The 15,942-nt window shown below is 54.5% G+C and carries 14 protein-coding genes; 7 read left to right on the plus strand and 7 right to left on the minus strand.

The window, feature by feature from the left end; genetic code table 11:
* The first annotated feature begins 15 nt into the window (after positions 1 to 15).
* Positions 16 to 1,071: a succinylglutamate desuccinylase/aspartoacylase family protein gene (locus tag ACK3CJ_RS07175; RefSeq protein WP_409525761.1), complete on the plus strand. Its 1,056-nt coding sequence runs from the start codon at positions 16 to 18 to the stop codon at positions 1,069 to 1,071.
* Positions 1,072 to 1,110: 39 nt separating this feature from the next.
* Here ACK3CJ_RS07175 and ACK3CJ_RS07180 read toward each other — a convergent pair whose 3' ends face one another.
* The 3 genes from ACK3CJ_RS07180 to ACK3CJ_RS07190 form a co-directional block, all read right to left on the minus strand.
* Positions 1,111 to 1,881, minus strand: a complete 771-nt coding sequence (locus ACK3CJ_RS07180) for a FadR/GntR family transcriptional regulator (RefSeq protein ID WP_409525762.1) — start codon at positions 1,879 to 1,881, stop codon at positions 1,111 to 1,113.
* A 101-nt stretch (positions 1,882 to 1,982) separates the two neighbouring features.
* Positions 1,983 to 3,992, minus strand: a complete 2,010-nt coding sequence (locus ACK3CJ_RS07185) for a TRAP transporter permease (protein WP_409525763.1) — start codon at positions 3,990 to 3,992, stop codon at positions 1,983 to 1,985.
* A 94-nt stretch (positions 3,993 to 4,086) separates the two neighbouring features.
* Positions 4,087 to 4,590: a DUF1850 domain-containing protein gene (locus ACK3CJ_RS07190; RefSeq protein ID WP_409525764.1), complete on the minus strand. Its 504-nt coding sequence runs from the start codon at positions 4,588 to 4,590 to the stop codon at positions 4,087 to 4,089.
* Positions 4,591 to 4,910: 320 nt separating this feature from the next.
* On the opposite strand from ACK3CJ_RS07190, the gene ACK3CJ_RS07195 reads away from it, so the two are divergent.
* From ACK3CJ_RS07195 to ACK3CJ_RS07230, 6 genes are all read left to right on the plus strand, one after another.
* A complete protein-coding gene (locus ACK3CJ_RS07195; RefSeq protein ID WP_409525765.1) occupies positions 4,911 to 6,089 on the plus strand; it encodes an acyl-CoA dehydrogenase in 1,179 nt (392 codons plus the stop codon).
* Between the two features lie 20 nt (positions 6,090 to 6,109).
* Positions 6,110 to 7,321 (plus strand): CaiB/BaiF CoA transferase family protein, encoded by a 1,212-nt coding sequence (locus ACK3CJ_RS07200; RefSeq protein ID WP_409525766.1) that lies wholly within the window; start codon positions 6,110 to 6,112, stop codon positions 7,319 to 7,321.
* Between the two features lie 86 nt (positions 7,322 to 7,407).
* Positions 7,408 to 8,355, plus strand: coding sequence for a methyltransferase domain-containing protein (locus ACK3CJ_RS22190; protein ID WP_425183345.1), 948 nt, complete (start codon positions 7,408 to 7,410; stop codon positions 8,353 to 8,355).
* Positions 8,356 to 8,411: 56 nt separating this feature from the next.
* Complete coding sequence (locus tag ACK3CJ_RS07220) at positions 8,412 to 9,293, plus strand: AraC family transcriptional regulator (RefSeq protein ID WP_409525767.1); 882 nt, start codon at positions 8,412 to 8,414, stop codon at positions 9,291 to 9,293.
* A 51-nt stretch (positions 9,294 to 9,344) separates the two neighbouring features.
* The gene (locus ACK3CJ_RS07225; RefSeq protein WP_409525768.1) at positions 9,345 to 10,064 is read left to right on the plus strand and encodes an AzlC family ABC transporter permease; all 720 of its coding nucleotides are present in this window, start codon (positions 9,345 to 9,347) and stop codon (positions 10,062 to 10,064) included.
* A gap of 4 nt (positions 10,065 to 10,068) precedes the next feature.
* Positions 10,069 to 10,380 (plus strand): AzlD domain-containing protein, encoded by a 312-nt coding sequence (locus ACK3CJ_RS07230; RefSeq protein ID WP_409525769.1) that lies wholly within the window; start codon positions 10,069 to 10,071, stop codon positions 10,378 to 10,380.
* Positions 10,381 to 10,443: 63 nt separating this feature from the next.
* Here the strand turns inward: ACK3CJ_RS07230 and ACK3CJ_RS07235 are convergent, their stop codons facing one another.
* From ACK3CJ_RS07235 to gabT, 4 genes are all read right to left on the minus strand, one after another.
* On the minus strand, positions 10,444 to 11,850 hold the full coding sequence (locus ACK3CJ_RS07235; RefSeq protein ID WP_409525770.1) for a sodium-dependent transporter: 1,407 nt from the start codon (positions 11,848 to 11,850) through the stop codon (positions 10,444 to 10,446).
* A 165-nt stretch (positions 11,851 to 12,015) separates the two neighbouring features.
* Positions 12,016 to 12,732, minus strand: coding sequence for a substrate-binding periplasmic protein (locus tag ACK3CJ_RS07240; protein WP_409525771.1), 717 nt, complete (start codon positions 12,730 to 12,732; stop codon positions 12,016 to 12,018).
* On the minus strand, positions 12,723 to 14,414 hold the full coding sequence (locus tag ACK3CJ_RS07245; RefSeq protein ID WP_409525772.1) for an ABC transporter substrate-binding protein: 1,692 nt from the start codon (positions 14,412 to 14,414) through the stop codon (positions 12,723 to 12,725). Before ACK3CJ_RS07245 ends, ACK3CJ_RS07240 begins: the two co-directional genes overlap by 10 nt.
* Positions 14,415 to 14,603: 189 nt before the next feature.
* The gene (gabT, locus tag ACK3CJ_RS07250) at positions 14,604 to 15,878 is read right to left on the minus strand and encodes a 4-aminobutyrate--2-oxoglutarate transaminase (RefSeq protein ID WP_409525773.1); all 1,275 of its coding nucleotides are present in this window, start codon (positions 15,876 to 15,878) and stop codon (positions 14,604 to 14,606) included.
* Positions 15,879 to 15,942: the final 64 nt, after the last annotated feature.

Genomic DNA, 15,942 nt, shown 5'->3' on the forward strand with positions numbered 1-15,942 from the left:
GACAGGCGATAGTCAGTGCGGCGAAAAAAGAATCAGCCAATCACCATCGGCGGGGTGGAGATTCAACCCGGCGAGCGTAAAACGATTGAGTTGCAACTGGGTAAGCTCTACACCCACACTCCCACCACCATGCCGGTTCAAGTGATCTGCGGGCGTCAGGATGGGCCTGTGCTGTTTGTCAGTGCAGCGATCCATGGTGATGAGATCAATGGTGTTGAGGTGATTCGTCGCCTGCTGCAGGTGCCAGCGCTGAGGCGCCTGAAAGGGACGTTGATCGCTGTTCCCATCGTGAATCTATATGGTTTTATCAACCACAGCCGCTATCTGCCGGACAGGCGCGACCTGAACAGGTGTTTTCCGGGTTCGCAGAAAGGCTCGCTTGCCGCGCGTATTGCACGCATCTTCATGACCGAGATTGTCAATCAGGCGACTCATGGTATCGATCTGCATACCGGAGCGATCAATCGCAGTAATCTACCTCAGATACGAGCCGATCTGGATGATGCCGAAACGCTATCTCTGGCAAGAGCCTTCGGTACGCCAGTGATCCTGAATTCGGCACTGCGTGATGGCTCACTGCGCGCCGCAGCCAGGCAGAAAAATATCCCGATTCTGCTCTATGAAGCCGGGGAAGCACTGCGCTTTGATGAGTTTGCCATTCGTGGTGGCGTTGAAGGAATCATACGGGTGATGCGTGCGCTGGAGATGCTGCCAAAGAGTCGCAGAGCACCGGGCCTTGAGCCGATGATGGCGCGTTCCAGCATGTGGATGCGTGCCCCGCAGAGCGGCATTTTCCGTGCTTTCGTCAACCTTGGTGACAGGGTTGTGCGCGATCAGACATTACTGGGTATTGTCTCTGACCCCTTTGGCGAATCAGAAACCGAGATCTGGTCACCCTGCAGTGGTTTGGTGATCGGTCAGATGAACCTGCCACTGGTGAACGAGGGGGACGCGCTTTATCATATTGCGCAATTCTATCGCACCGATCTGGCTGTGGAACGCCTTGAAAGTTATCAGGAAAATCTGGAATCTGCAGACTTCCCCTATGCGGATAACGGCTTGCTGGAGTGATCTATTGTAGTTATTTACTGGAGTGATCTACTGAAGCGATCACTCGGACTTTACCAGTAGACGATTGGCCAGTTGTGCTTCCAACTCCACGTTAAAATCCTGAGCGCACTGCATATGCTCTCCCATCAGGCGGTGAACAGCCTGATGATCTCTGGCCTTGAAGGCCGTCAGTAATTCGCGGTGATAGTGCAGGTTGGATTTGGAAAACTCCTGCTGCTCCGGCAGTTGCACCTTCTTGTAAATCACCAGATCCTTGATCAGATCATTCAGAAAACGACCGAAAAACCCGAGTATCGGGTTGCCGCAGCGGTCTGCCAGCAAGTTATGAAAATCCAGCTCGGCAATGCGTTGCGTTACGCGCTGCTCAATATCCTGTGCCGGACTGGCGCAGAGCTCGGTCAGCCTTTCCAGTTCAGCCAGATCTTCAGGCGTCAGTTTATCAACCGCGATAGTGGCGATCTGAGGCTCCACCAGCTTACGCATGCTATAAATATCCGGCCCGGTCGGGTGTTGAAAATGCAGATAGTTGCGCAGCATCTGTGAGGCCAGAGGGTAGGGGACCTGAGCAAGGATCGCACCACCATTAGGACCAGTCTTGACGGTGATCAGCCCCTGCACCTCCAGTGACTTCAAGGCTTCGCGCACGGTGCCTTTGGAACACTCGAACAGTTCCATCAAGGCTTTCTCATTAGGGAGCTTATCTCCCGGCTGAACATCCTTAAGCACAACCCAGCGCTTAACCGACTCCACTATCTGGTCGGCACGCTTCATACGTTTCGGGGAGTCTATTCCACTGAAGCCCTTATCCATTCACACACTCTGTAGATAATACGTTTACAAAAGGGCAGCCCAAAACCTGACAGCGGCTTACTGGGTTGCCCCGGCAGGGGCGTTTGCCTCACAAGGCGGTATTATGCCTGTTTTGCGTTCGCTGAGCGCCCCTGAATGAAATTGATTGCGAGCATCAGCACTATCAGAACTCCTCCGACTACCTCTGCTGCCAGATGGGGGACGAAAATTGCGATGGTTGCACCGATCAGTATCACCCTCATCCACCAGCTCATCCAGGTGAACAGATAGCCTTCAAGCGAAGAGGCAAAGGCCAGCAATGCTGCGATGATGATTGCTCCGTTCCAGAGCAGTACCGGCAATGGGCCGCCTGTGATGATCTCGGGGTTGAATACCATGAACAGCGGAATCAGATAGAGTCCCTTGGCAAACTTCCAGGACTGCACACTGGTTTCCATCGTCTTGCTTCCTGCGATGGCGGCCGCCGCAAAGGCGGCCAGTGCCACCGGCGGTGTGACATTCGAATCCTGTGAGTACCAGAACACCAGCAGATGTGCGATCAGCAACGGAATGCCGAACTCATTGGTCAGTGCCGGGCCCACCAGTACGATCAGCACGATATAGCTCGCGGTAACCGGCAGGCCAAGACCCAGTATCAGGCTGGCAATGATAACCAACAGCAGGGCGAGCAGGATATTGCCGCCCGAGAAGGCGATCATCATGGAGGAGAATTTCAGACCAAGTCCTGTCAGCCCTACCACAGCCACAACAATCCCCGCCACAGCACAGGCGATGCTGACGGCGATAGCGTTGCGTGCACCGAGTTCGAGCCCGAGCAGCAGCTTGTGAAAGCCCACCAGTGCCGTTTGCCAGAGCTCATGCATCATATTACTGCCACGAAGGCCGCGTTTGATGGCGTGATAGGCCCCGTTGATAGCAGCGATGATGATAATGCCCATTACTGCGTAGAAGCCGACACGCATGGGTGAGATCCCAATCACGAGCAGATACACCAGCATGATCAATGGAATCAGGAAAAACCAGCCCTGAGCCATCACTTCTCGCATGACTGGCAGTTCACTCTTGGCCAATCCCTCCATTCCCTGTTTGATCGCGATGATATGCACAAACAGATACACAGTGGAGAAGTACAGAATAGCCGGGAACACGCTGACTTTGATAATCTCGATATAGGGAACGCGGGTATACTCCGCAATCAGGAAGGCACCAGCCCCCATCAGTGGTGGCATGATCTGCCCGCCAGTGCTGGCCGCCGCCTCGATCCCACCGGCCTGTGCTGGCTTGTAGCCAAGTCGTTTCATCAGGGGAATCGTGAAAGCGCCAGTAGTGACGACATTGGCAATTGAACTGCCGGAGATGGAACCCATGGTGGCCGATGCCAGCACAGCCGCTTTGGCAGGTCCACCGCGCTGCCTGCCGGTGGCGGCAAAGGCCAGATCGATAAAGAATTTACCGGCACCGGTCACTTCCAGAAACGCTCCGAACAAAACGAAGATAAATACGAAGGTTGCGGCCACACCAAGAGGCAAGCCGAAGATCCCCTCTTGTCCCAGATACAGCTGCGCCGCGACACGCTCCAGCGTGTAACCACGGTGATTCAGAATTCCTGGTAGCCATTCACCGATCCATGGGAGAGTGCCTCGTGGCCCTGCCAGCGCATAGAGAATGGCGATGATGCCGATGATTGTCAGCCCGAGCCCGACGGCGCGTCGACTCGCCTCCAGTACCACCACGGTTGTCATGCAGGCAACGACAATATCGGTTTGGTTCCAGAAGCCGGCGCGCCCGATAATCTCATCCAGATAGAACACGAGGTAGAAACCTGAGTAGGCAGCAGCGGCGAAGAAAAGGATATCGATCGGCCAGGTTAATAACCCTCGCCTGCGCCCATGCATGGGTGGGAATATCAGAAAAGCCAGCATCAGTACCAGAGCAAGGTGGGTGCCGCGCTGATAGAAAAGCCCAAGTTGCTGAATACCGGCGCTATAGAGTTGAAACAGCGATAGAGCAAGTGCAACCAGTGTAATGATCCAAAGGACAGACTTGGGGCCTGAGTGGCCAGGATCTATTTTTATTTCAGGCACTTTGATCTTGATCGGTTCATGTGTCATGTGCTGTTTCTCCAAACGCGTTGCGATTCACTCCTGTGCCTGGCGACAGGCGATGATTCATCAGATTGGTACTGCTTGCTGCTATTGCTTATTACTACAGCTTTGATTCCGCGCAAGTGCCTTGAGTCTGAGATGTAACGAGTCGGATATTGACCAGCTCACCAGCAGCCACGGCACTGAGGTTAAAATCAGCATCGGCTGTCACGATTCTATGATTTACTTTGTTGGAGCCGATTCTGATCCAGTAATTATTGTCCGGAACCGGCTCGTTGATCTCTTCTATCAAATATCCACCACGGGGATCACTGCGCTGTACACCGCGACCCGGGAAGTGACCGAGTCCAGCGGCAAAGTCTGGCTGGTGGCTGCTGTACAGCAACAGCTCCCCTTTGTCTGTTTTATAGCAATCCTGCACCAGAAAGCCAGCAACGGAGTGATGCCAGTACATGCACCAGCGCTTATCCGGTAGGGGCACATGTGCCAGCATGCTCTGGTCGGAGCGCCTTGCCTCCAGATGTTGAGTTGCACAATCCGCTGCTGCGGTGGCCGTGCCAAGCAGCAGGGCAGAGAGGGCTATTGGTGCCAGGTATTGCTTCACGGTTTTCGGCTTCGCTTAGTCTGGGTGGCAGTTAAATACTGAATTGAAAGCACTTTTATTATCGTGTCATTTGAGTATATCCCCCTTTCAAGGGATGTCCACCCGTACCTGACAGACAGACATCACCTACTATTAGATGATCTCGGATTGAGCAGGCCATCGCACTTGTGTGTATCTGGCGGATCGATTCGTGTTCTGTTGGTTTATGGATAATACTTAATATCTGAACTAATAAAACTTGATTTTTCCTATTTATTATAATAAATATGATAATTAGAGTCTGGCGTACTGACCACTCACTTAACCGGAGGCAAAAATTCATGACATCCTTCCAGTGGGACGATCCCCTTTTGATTGAACAGCAGTTGACCGAAGATGAGCGTCAGATCCGTGATGCCGCACGTGCCTACTGCCAGGAAAAACTTCAGCCACGTGTACTGACCGCTGCCCGTGAAGAGCGTTTTGATCGTGAGATCATGAGCGAGATGGGTGAGATGGGTCTGCTGGGCGCGACTGTCGCGGAGGTTTATGGTGGCTCGGGTATCAATCATGTTTCTTACGGCCTGATTGCCCGTGAAGTGGAACGTGTCGATTCCGGCTATCGTTCAGCCATGAGTGTGCAGTCCTCGCTGGTGATGTATCCGATCGAGGCCTATGGCACAGAGGAGCAGAAGCACAAGTATCTGCCAAAGCTCGCCAGCGGTGAAATGGTTGGCTGTTTTGGTCTGACCGAACCCGATCACGGTTCTGATCCCGGCTCAATGATCACGCGTGCGCGCAAAACCGATGGCGGTTATCTGCTGACGGGTCAGAAAATGTGGATCACCAATAGCCCGATCGCTGATGTGGCTGTGGTCTGGGCCAAGTCCGATGCGCACGATGGCAAGATCAAGGGCTTTATCGTTGACCGCGGCACACCTGGTTTCAGCACACCCAAGATCGAAGGCAAATTCTCCCTGCGAGCATCCGTCACGGGTGAGATCGTGTTGGATAATGCGTTTGTGCCTGAAGAAAATCTGCTGCCGGGTGCATCCGGGCTGGGTGGTCCGTTTGGCTGCCTGAATAAAGCACGTTTCGGTATCGCCTGGGGCGCGCTGGGTGCCGCTGAGTTCTGCTGGCACGCTGCACGACAATACACGCTGGATCGCAAACAGTTCGGTCGTCCGCTGGCTGCCACTCAGTTGGTGCAGTTGAAACTGGCGAACATGCAGACCGAGATCACGCTGGGGCTGCAGGCAGCGCTTCAGGTGGGTCGTCTGATGGATAGCGGTAACTGGGCTCCGGAAATGATATCGCTGATCAAGCGCAACAACTGCGGCAAGTCGCTGGATATCGCCCGCATCGCGCGTGATATGCATGGTGGTAACGGTATCTCTGATGAGTTTGGTGTGATTCGTCATATGGTGAACCTGGAGTCGGTCAACACCTACGAAGGTACCCACGATATCCATGCGCTGATTCTGGGTCGTACCCAGACCGGCATCCAGGCATTTTTCTGATCCAGAAGGGGAGTTGAATAATGCCCGCACAACCCTTGCTAGGCGTTCGGATTCTCGATCTGTCGCGCATTCTTGCAGGCCCCTGGTGCAGCCAGCAACTGGCTGATCTGGGTGCCGAGGTGATCAAGATAGAGCGGCCCGGCGAAGGGGATGATACCCGTCGCTGGGGACCGCCCTGGCTGTCTGGGTCACAGGAGGCGGCCTACTATCTGGGTGCCAACCGTGGTAAACAGTCGGTGACCATTGATATGGCTCAGCCGGAGGGGCAGGCACTGCTACATGAACTGGTGAAAACCTGTGATGTGGTGCTGGAGAACTTCAAGGTTGGCGGGCTGAAGAAATACCATCTGGACTATGACAGCCTGAAGGCGATCAAGCCGGATCTGATCTACTGCTCCATCACCGGGTTTGGACAGGATGGGCCCTATGCGCATCGTGCCGGTTATGACTTCATGATTCAGGGGATGGGCGGGTTGATGAGCCTGACCGGACAGCCGGACAGTGAACCTGGCGGAGGCCCGGTCAAGGTTGGTGTCGCCTTTGCCGATATCTTTACCGGCATGTATGCGGCGAATGCGATCATGGCCGCACTGCTGCAGAAAGCACGCACAGGAGAGGGCACGCATATCGATCTGGCGCTGCTGGATGTTCAGGTGGGTGTGTTGGCTAATCAGGCGCTCAACTATCTGACCTCAGGGCAGGTGCCGCAACGGCTGGGTAATGCGCACCCCAATATCGTACCCTATCAGGCGTTTGCAACATCTGATGGATATATGATTCTGGCGGTGGGTAATGATGGACAGTTCCGCCGCTTCTGTGAAGTGGCAGGCTGCCCGGAACTGGCTGATGATCCGCGCTTTGTCAGCAATGGCAAACGGGTGGGGAATCGCCAGTTGCTGATCCCGCTGCTGGTGGAACGGGTGCGCTTGCGCACGACTGCCGATTGGCTGTCTTCGCTTGAAGCGGTGGGTGTCCCTTGTGGGCCGATCAATACACTGGATCAGGTGTTTGAAGATCCGCAGGTGAAGCATCGTTCGGTCGAGATTAGTCTGCCGCACCCTGAAGCAGGGGAGGTCAAGCTGGTCAGTAATCCGATTCGGTTTGATGGTCAGGCATTGAATGCGCAGTCAGCGCCACCTTTACTGGGGCAACACACAGATCAGGTGCTGGAGCAGCTGTTGCAGCTCAGCCCGGAGCGCCGTGCGGCGCTGCGTGACAAGGGCGTGATCTGAGTCTGTGTAAACCTGTTCGGGATCTACTGGATCAGTGATGAGGCTGGTAACTGCTTGTCTGTGCCGGCAGATCCCGAAAACCTTGGGTGAGACGCCGTGAATACGTCAGCCTTCCTGCCCCGATTATCCCTTTCATCCGGCGTTACTGCTATCATGCAGTACTGACTTTTCCCGACATCACTGCTTTTACGGATACTCCTGTGCACCAGACTGCTCGCTACCTCTGTCCCGTTTGTCATGAACTCCTGTCGGCTCCCGTGGAGGCTGGTGACAAGACCTGGCGCTGTATCAATGGGCACAGTTTTGATCAGGCACGGCAGGGCTATCTTAACCTGCTGTTGGCGCAGCAACGCAATAGCCGGGCACCGGGTGATACAGCGGAGATGGTGCAGGCGCGATCTGACTTTTTAAATGCCGGATATTATCAGCTTCTGGCATCGACGCTCTGTGAGCTGTTGCAACCCAGTGCCGGAGAGCAGAACGTACTGCTGGATCTGGGCTGTGGCGAAGGCTATTACACCCGGCAGATGCACACCCTCGGTTGGGGCGCTGTCTATGGTCTGGATATCTCCAAACCAGCGATACTGGCCGCAGCTAGGCAAAGCCGTGAGATTCACTGGTCGGTTGCCAGCATGCGCGCGATACCGCTGGAAGATGCCAGTGTGGATGCCGCGACCTGTGTTTTTGCCTACTATCAGGCCGAGGAGCTGTTGCGCGTGCTCAAGCCGCAGGGGCGCTTTCTGCTGTTGGTCGCCGGGCCTGATCATCTGCTGGAGCTGCGGCAGGCGATCTATCCTGAGGTCAAGGAGCACGATGGCGACAAGGCACTGAATCTGGCACTGGAGCACTTCACATTGCTGAGCGATCAGAAGCTGCATCACGAGCTGGAAAATCTGCAGGGCGATGCGCTGTGGCAGTTATTGCAGATGACACCCCATTTCTGGCGGGCACCACCACCGGTTCAGGAGCAGGTGCGCAACCAGGTGTTTGAGAAGATGACGGTGGATGTGCGTCTGATACTGTTGCGCAAATAAGCAATTTTCTACAAGACATGCACACCCATGTTGATGAACACTTCAACTGAGATTGGATGCAAAAAGGCGACACAGTGGGCGATACAGTGGTCGAAACAGAAGGCAACATGAAAGACAACGCTGACTACTCTACCGCGAGCGTACTGGGAGGTCTGGAGCTGCTCAGTGCGCAGTATTATCGTCAGAATTTTTCCCGACACACCCATGAAGGGTATACCGTAGCGGTGATCGAGCATGGTGCTCAGCGCTTCTATCGCACTGGTGGCCAGCATCTGGCCAATCAGGACAGTATCATTCTGGTCAATGCTGACGATGTTCATACTGGTCAGTCGGCCACCGACTACGGCTGGGCATATCGTGCCATGTATCCGACGCCTGAACAGTTTCAATCGGTGTGTGCTGACCTGTTTCAGGGGCGCGATGGTGTTCCGTACTTTCCTCAGGCTGTGGTTCATGATCCGGAACTGGCGGTTCAGATGCGCCTGGTATTTGGCTTGCTTAGCAACGGCCAGGACCGGTTACTCAATGAGACCCTCCTGTACTCGGTGATGACAAGGCTGGTGCTGCGTCATTCACGTTCGCGACATCAGTTCCGCCAGGACAGTATACCCAGTCGGGCGCTTAACCTGGTCAGGGAGTATCTGGATGACTATCCGGCCGCAGATGTATCACTGGTAGACCTGGCGCATCTGGCGAACCTCAGCCCCTATTATCTGGTACGCCAGTTCAAGCGTTATTTTGGGCTACCGCCTCATGCTTACCAGGTGCAGGCTCGCCTGCGGCACGCTTGCAAGTTACTGCAGGGCGGTGAAACTCCCGCTGCTGTTGCAGTAGACTGCGGTTTTCATGACCAAAGCCATCTCACCACTCATTTCAAACGCGCCATGGGTGTACCGCCGGGCCAATACGCCCGACAGCGCAATATGCTACAAGCCTGACCTTCGTTTTGTTGCCACACTGCCAGCAGAATCAACTGGGAATGGCGCACAATGGATAAAATATCAGGCACTTTTGAAACACGCTCCTCCGGCTCTACTCTTCGTTCGGCCATATTGGATATCTTACCGCTGGCGCTGGCTGTCGTTCCTTGGGGGATACTGTGCGGTTCACTTGCGTTACAGTCTGGGCTGACTTCACTTCAGGCTCAGTTCATGTCGCTGGTGGTGTTTGCTGGAGCAGCCCAACTGGCGGCGTTGGGGTTGATCAGTGGAGGGGGTGGTAACCCCGTGGCGATCCTTGGTAGTACCGCTGTGGTCAGCTCACGCCACCTGTTGTATTCGGCAGTGTTTCGCCCAGACGTGCTGGCTTTGCCATTACGTTGGCGCTTATCACTGGCCTTCTTGCTAACGGATGAGATGTTTGCTGTCACTGCAGCTCACAAACACCGCACAGGGTATTTTTCGCCTCTCTATGCACTGATCTCTGGTCTGGTCTTCTATCTGGTATGGAATCTCTCCACGCTTACTGGAATCGTGCTGGGCTCGCTGTTCACTGGTATTGAACATCTGGGCTTTGATTTTGCAATTGCGGTTACTTTTATCGCGATGGTGGTACCTGCCATCGACACTCGACCGAGGCTGGCAGCGGTGTTGGTCAGCGCGTTGCTGTCAGTGGTGTGCCAGATGCTGCAGGTGCCGCAAGGACTGCTGTGGGCCAGTCTTATCGGTATGACTGTCGGATATCTTCTCAGCAAGAACAAGGAGGCATGAGATCATGATGTGGCTGATTCTGGCATTGATGGCACTGATCACCTTCGCTTTCCGGTATATCTTGTTTTCTGGCTACCTGCGCCTGGAGATAAGCCCGCGGCAGCAACGCTTTCTGGGTTTTTCGGCACCCTGTGTGCTCACGGCCATGGCGACCCCTATTGTCTTCATGCCGGGCGGCGAATTGATCTCGACAATGCTGAATCCTTACCTGTTGGTTGGCCTGCTGGCTATAGGCTTGAGCCTGGTGACACGACATATGCTTCTAACTGTGACGATCAGCCTGTTGGTCTTCGCACTTGCCACGCAGATGCTATAGGGTCTCAGTTCTGTGTTCTTGCAAGTGCTGTAAGTAACCGCCCTTTTCAGGGCGGGGAAGAAGTTAAAGACTGATGATGCCAAGTGCGTTCAGGAACACGATGATAATCGCCAGCGGCGTGACATAGCGCATGGTGAAAGACCAGAGCTGATACAGCAGGCCCTTGCCCATTCCCAGTTCATCCTGCATTACGGTTTTCTTCAATACCCAGCCACTGAAGATTGCCATCAGCAGGCCGCCCAGCGGCATCAGCCAGCTTGAGGTCAAGTAATCCAGCATATCGAAGAAGGTCTTACCGAACAGCGTCCACTCGGCACCGACGTTGAGCGATGTGACTACCCCGAGACCACCCAGCCAGAGCAGACCTCCGGCCAGCATGCAGGCCTTGATGCGTGTCATCTGGAACTTCTCGGTCAGCCAGGAGATGGTTGGCTCAAGTAGTGAGATGGCGGAGGTCAGGGCAGCAATCGCCAGCAGCAGGAAGAACAGCGTACCGAAGGCGCTGCCGAATGGCATTTGACCAAAGGCGATCGGCAGGGTGACAAAGATCAGGCCAGGGCCTGCTCCCGGTTCCAGGCCGTTGGCAAAGACCAGTGGGAAAATGGCAAGGCCAGCCGCAAGCGCGACAACCGTATCCATTATAGCGATCAACAGTGTTGTTTTACCGATGGAGACATTATCCGGCAGATAAGAGCCGTAGGTCATGATGGCACCTGACGCCAGGCTCAGCGTGAAGAACGCATGGCCAAGTGCAACGAGGAAGGCGGTACCTGTCATCTTGCTGAAATCGGCTTTGAACAGGAAGCTGACACCTTCGGCAAAGTGTCCAGAGCCCATGGCATAGCCTACCAGAACCAGCAGCAATACCAGCAACCCCGGCATCAGCAGATTAATTGCTTTTTCCAGACCGCCCTGCAGGCCCCTGACGACAATCGCCATGGTCAGGCCCAGAACAACGGTCATCCAGATGGTCAGTCCAACAGGGTCAGCGAGCATGCCGCCGAACATGGCACCGATTGCATCGCCATTCTCACCGACAAAACTACCTGTTGCCGCTTTGGGAGCATAAGCAAACGCCCAGCCGGCAACAACGGTATAGAACATCAGGATCGTGAAGCCGGACAGCAGCGCCATGATGCCGATGATTTTCCAGAAAGGATGAGCGCCGGCCTCGCGGACCAATGCGGCGATTCCCTGTGCAGGATTGTGACGGCCACGGCGGCCGAGGGCGATCTCGGCCATCATCACGGGAATACCGATCAACAGGATACAGCCCAGATAAACCAGTACGAATGCACCACCACCATGCTCTCCGGTGATGTAAGGGAATTTCCAGATATTACCCAGACCAACGGCGGATCCGGCCGCAGCCAGGATAAAAGCCATGCGGGTGGACCATTGAGCACGGGCAGGCGAAGACAATGAGGAGCCAGACGCAGCAGACCCGGCTGAAGAATAGCTTTGGGACATGAAGGTTGTACCTTTGTATTTATTTTTGAGTAATGTCCGGCAGGGTAGGCCGAGCATTCGGGTTAATCGCTTGGTGACTCTCTCGGATCACGAACGAGTCACCAGCGGGACGGAATGATCCCTATTTCTTGATACTCGGTCAAGTGTGTTTTGCCAAGATTTGTATCACAAATTCAAGCGCAACAAGGATTCAGCCTCACCACTGAGGAAAAGTTTGAGAAGCGTCTGACTCAAGTGAGCAAGCGTTTCCGGGTCGGTATCCGGGTGGCAAGCCATGGAGCGAAGGGTGGTGAAGAATTCCAGTTCTGAGTGCTTCAGGTCAACATTCATCTTTTCTGCAATAGCGGGAGCTGCGCGCGTGTCCGATACCCACAGGTCTATGCGTTGATGAGACAGCATCAGCAATCCTTGAGATGGTTCGGGCGTCTGATATACGCTGAAGCCCAGATCGGCAAGATATTCACCCACGCCGCTGCCGATGAAACTGCCGATCTGATAACCGCGAGCATCTTCCATTGTCAGCAAGGGTTTTGGGTGATCAGGATGGCTGTAGAAACCGTGACGACTGATAGTGACGGGGCCTACCCATTCAAACAGCGCTTCTCTTTCTTGCGATCGCTCAACCGGAAATGCACAGACTCCAGGAGTGTTAAGTGTACTTTCCAATGCGCGTCTGCTTGGTTGGATGGAGAGTTCATAAGGTACATCTGCGACATCAAAAAGACGCTGCACCAGATCTATGGCGATCCCCTGTATGTTACCTTCCTCGCTTGCCTCCACCAAAGGGGGTAATTGAAAAGTGATTAGCTGAACGGGTGGCGGTTGCTGCGCCTGAGCACTGGACATCAATAGCAGGCTGAGAGCAAAGGGCATTATTTCCATTGTTCAATGGCCTCCTCATGCGGCAGGGTCTTTGCTGCCGGCCAGCTATCGAGCTGAGGTTTGGGTGAGCCTGGCCTCTGTAGCCAGACTTCGGGGTCAATCGCTTCATTCAGGATCGGCTTGCATTGTCGATCAGTCAGGTTGCCTATCTCCTGCAACCTCTGATCCATATCAAGTGCCAGTGACTTCATCGCCTGATCAGCGCTTTGGATACCCATAACCGCTTTTGACACATGCTGCCACCAAGCACTGGAGAGGTAGGCATAGTCAGGTACATTACTTCCGGTAGGGGTCCAGATATTGCGACCATTGCTGCGATAGAACTCGACCAGACCGCCCAGCCTGGTTGCGTTTTCGGTCATCACGTCAGATTCTATGTCGGACCGCCGAATCGGTGTTAAACCAGTGAGCAGTTTTTGCAGAGAGACACTTTTTGAGACCGTAAACTGAGCATACAGCCAGGCGGCTGCCAGGTTGTCTTGTGGCGTGCTGAGCAAGAATGTCCATCCACCGGCATCCTGATACCCAGACTTCATACCTGTCTCCCAGTAAGGGCCGCGTGGTGAAGGAGCGACTCTCCACAGTGGCATACCATCCTCATCAACTACGCTGGAGTCCGGATTGGTAACAGCGGGCAGGAACGCGGTGTACCAGAAAATCTGTTGAGCGATGTTACCACCGGCAACGAACTCTCCGGATGAGGTGAACGTCAACTCTCGGGCTTCCGGAGGCGCAAAATCGTTTAGCCACTGCAGGTATTTCTCAATAGCGTGGATGGAGGCAGGTGAGTCAATAGCACCACCTCTGGACACAGAGGCACCGACAGGATGGCAGCCATCGACACGGATCCCCCAGTCATCCACCGGTATACCATTGGGCAACCCTTTATCACCGGCCCCGGCCAGACTGAGCCAGGAATCTGAAATGCGCCAGCCCAGAGAGGGGTCGGTGCTGGCATAATCCATATGCCCCCAGACACGCTTGCCATCAATGGCTTGTATATGGTTGGTGAAAAAGTCGGCGATATCCTCATACGCTGCCCAGTTCTGAGGCACGCCAAGTGGGTAGTTATAACGCTCAAGAAAATCTGCCTGCAGATCAGGTCGGCTGAACCAGTCATGCCGATACCAGTAAAGATTGGCAAACTGCTGTGTCGGTAACTGGTACAGCTTGTCATCGGGTGCAGTACCAAATGCAAGACCGATGAAATCATCCAGATCCAGGGTTGGCAGGGTGATATCGGACCACTGGTGATCTATATAATCCGAAATAGGCACGGTCAGACCACGACGATAGTGTGTGCCGATGAAGTCGGTATCATTGACGTAGGCATCATAGATATTCAGACCAGTGTCCATCTGTACCTGAATCTTGCGCACCAGATCATCCTCTCCCGTGACTTCATGAATCACATGGATGCCGGTGATCTCGGTAAAAGCCTTGGCCAGTACATTCGACTCATACCAGTGGGTGTCGATACGCTCCGAGACCACGCGAATTGTCATGCCGCGAAAGGGGCGCGCTGCTTCAATAAACCACTCCAGCTCGGCCTGCTGCTCCTCGCGGCTCAGTGTAGATGCAGTAAACTCTTGGGTCAGCCAGCGCTCTCCAGCTGTCTGAAAGGTGGATGCCCGGCTGGGCTCAAGGGTAAAAATCAATGCGAGTAGCAGTAATGACCTCATTGTTCCCTACGTCGGCTCTATGGCCGCGTCATGCTGTGGGTAACAGTGGCAACATGAATAGTTTTAGTTGTCTGGATGTTCAGTCTAGTTCAGATGGGTGGTGCTGTCAGAGTCTGTCTGTTCGGGTAGAGGCAGAGAAAAGAGATGCCGGACTAACTTAATAGTCCGGCATGTAGCTGAGGGACTGGATCAACCAGCCAGTTCGCTGAAGCAGTCGCGGATGATATCCAGACCCTGCTGCAACTGCTGATCAGGTACGGTCAGCGGCACCAGAATACGGATCACGTTGCCGTACAGGCCGCATGAAAGCAGAATCAGACCCTTATCACGCGCCTTGGCAACCACTGCAGCGGTCAGTTCGGGTGCTGGTTTGCCATCCTGTAATAGCTCCATTGCGATCATTGCACCCAGGCCGCGCACCTCGGCAATCACCGGGAAATCAACCGACAACTGATTAAGGTTGCTGGTCAGAGTCTCACCGACTGTATTGGCACGGGTCAGCAGATCCTCCTCCTTGAATGCCTGGAGAACGCCCAGCGCTGCGGCACAGGCGATCGGACTGCCGCCATAGGTGCCGCCCAGACCACCCGGTGCTATCGCATCCAGGATCTCGGCTTTGCCGACGATACCGGACAGCGGGAAGCCACCGGCAATCGACTTGGCGAAGGTAGTGATATCGGCGCTGACACCCATCTGCTCCATCGCAAAAAAGGTGCCGGTACGGCCTGCGCCTGTCTGCACTTCATCAGCGATCAGTACGATGCCATGTTTATCACACAACTCGCGTAGGGCAGCCATAAAGGGTTTCGGCGCGACATAGAATCCACCTTCACCTTGAACAGGCTCCAGAATGATCGCTGCGATATCGCTTGGCTCGGCATCAAACTTGAAAATACGTTCGATGGAGGCGATCGCATCTTCGGTTGAAATGCCATGCATCTCACAAGGGTAGAGGGCGCGGAATACATCCCCGGACATAATTCCCATGCCGCTGCTGTAGGGCGCCACTTTACCGGTCAGTGCCAAAGTCGCCAGGGTGCGGCCATGATAGCCAGCCCCGAAGGCGATAACGCCAGTGCGGCCAGTATGGGCACGTGCCACCTTGATGGCGTTCTCAACCGCTTCAGCGCCGGTGGTGAACAGTGCACTCTTCTTGGTGTAGTTGCCAGGAGTCAGGGCATTAATGCGTTCACACACCTCTACATAGGGCTCATAGCCCAGCACCATAAAGCAGGTGTGAGTCAGTTTCTCCAACTGTTCTGCAACTGCAGCCTTGACGGTGGGGTGCAGGTGTCCGGTATTCAATACGGCGATGCCACCGGCAAAATCGATAAATTCCCGACCCTCTACATCTGTCAGGGTGGCGTTCTGCGCTGACTCGATAAAGTGAGGGTGTGCCAACCCGACGCCGCGGGCGACTGCCTGGCTTTTACGGTTGATCAGTTCAGCATTGGTTTTACTCATTTTTCTCTCCGGGCTATTCGTGAGCCATCATATATGTGCAATTCAGTACAACTCTGCAACTCAG

The organism is Nitrincola salilacus (assembly GCF_046271865.1).
GTDB lineage: Bacteria > Pseudomonadota > Gammaproteobacteria > Pseudomonadales > Balneatricaceae > Nitrincola > Nitrincola salilacus.